The organism is Nocardia farcinica, assembly GCF_029867845.1.
Taxonomy (GTDB): domain Bacteria; phylum Actinomycetota; class Actinomycetes; order Mycobacteriales; family Mycobacteriaceae; genus Nocardia; species Nocardia farcinica_A.
Genome location: NZ_JARWRU010000997.1, coordinates 1 through 1,502 on the forward strand (window position 1 = coordinate 1; position 1,502 = coordinate 1,502).

Here is a 1,502-nt window from a genome sequence, read left to right on the forward strand (position 1 = left end):
GATCTGGGATCTCTGGGGGCGGCCGGGCCGGAGCATGCTCAGGCGTGCCGGCGCGCGGTCGCCGCCAGCACCGCCAACGGTCCCAGCGCGAGGACGCCGAAGATCACGCCGACCAGCGGCGGGCCCTGCGCGCGCAGCCCCGACGACAGCGCCACACCGGCCAGCGCGGAGCCGAGCGCGATACCCACGTTGAACGCCGAGTTGCTCAGCGCCATCGCCAGCGGGCGGCCGGGACCGACGACCGTGACGACCTGGGCGCTGAGAATCGGGTTGCACACCAGTCCCGCCACGCCGAGCGCGACGACCAGCACCACCGCCACGACACTGTTCGTCGCCCACAGTGTCATCGCGATCAGCACCAGTGTGGTCGCCGAGATCGCGGTGATCGCCGCGCGCCACGGGATGCGGTCACCGAGGCGGCCGCCGAGCGCGCTGCCGACCACGGTGCCCGCGCCGTAGCCGAGCATGGCCAGCGGGACCAGCCCCGCGGACAGCCCAGCCCGGTCGGTCAGGATCGGGGAGATGTAGGAGTAGGTGCCGAGGACAGCGGCCTGGGCGAGCGCGATCGCCAGGTAGACCAGCCACAGCCTGCCCGTGCGCAGCGAGGCGAACTCCCCGCGCACGGTGGTGTGCGCGCCGCCGCCGTGGCCCGCGGGCACCTGGCGGGCGATCACCGCGGCCGCGATCAGCGACAGCACGGCGAGCAGCCAGAACGGGCCCTGCCAGCCCAGCCCCTTGCCGAGCGCGGCGCCCAGCGGACCCCGACCACATTGGCGATGGTCAGGCCGCCGACCATCACCCCCATGGCGCCGGCGGCCCGCTCGCGTCCGGCGGCGGAGGTGGCCACCAGTGCGCCGACCGCCCAGAAGGTGCCGGTGCCCAGCGAGGCGACCAGGCGGCCGAGCAGCGCCAGGGCGAACACGTCGGTGAGCGCGCCGATCACGTGCCCCGCGGCGAACAGCAGCAGCGAGGCGACGAGGGTGGCGCGCTTGGGCAGGCGCAGGGTCGCCAGGGCCATCAGCGGCGAGCCGATCATCATGCCCAACGCGAAGACGGTGATCAGGCTGCCCGCCTGCGCGACGCTGACGTCCAGCGCCTCGGAGATCTCGGGCAGGATGCCCGCCACGATCATCTCGGTGGTGCCGACGAGGAAGCTCACCGCGCCCATCAGCCAGACGATGGGCGGCAGCGGGGACTTCCTCGCAGCGGCGGAATCACCCGTGGCGGCAGGCACGAGCGCGGACGCGCGGTCTCCCAGGGCGGTGGATTCGGTCATGGCGGAATACCTTCACGGTCCGCCACACGGCACGCGTCGACCACGACGGCGAGCGGCACGGTGGATGTACGGCGGACGGCCCGCCCTCGGGCCGCCACGGGCCGCCGACGGCGACCACGAGTTGCGAACCTACTCGCACCGCCGACCGGTCGGCCACACGACGGCGGGCGATCTCACAGCACCGCAGACATGCGGATCACCGCACCGCCCGCCGCATGGCAATCGG

Annotated in this window: 2 protein-coding genes; both read right to left on the minus strand. The window is 73.8% G+C overall.

Annotated elements, in window-relative coordinates; translation table 11 throughout:
• Nucleotides 1–38: 38 nt before the first annotated feature.
• Complete coding sequence (locus tag QH283_RS22080) at nucleotides 39–698, minus strand: MFS transporter (RefSeq protein WP_280504876.1); 660 nt, start codon at nucleotides 696–698, stop codon at nucleotides 39–41.
• Nucleotides 686–1,276, minus strand: a complete 591-nt coding sequence (locus tag QH283_RS22085) for an MFS transporter (RefSeq protein ID WP_280504877.1) — start codon at nucleotides 1,274–1,276, stop codon at nucleotides 686–688. Before QH283_RS22085 ends, QH283_RS22080 begins: the two co-directional genes overlap by 13 nt.
• Nucleotides 1,277–1,502: the final 226 nt, after the last annotated feature.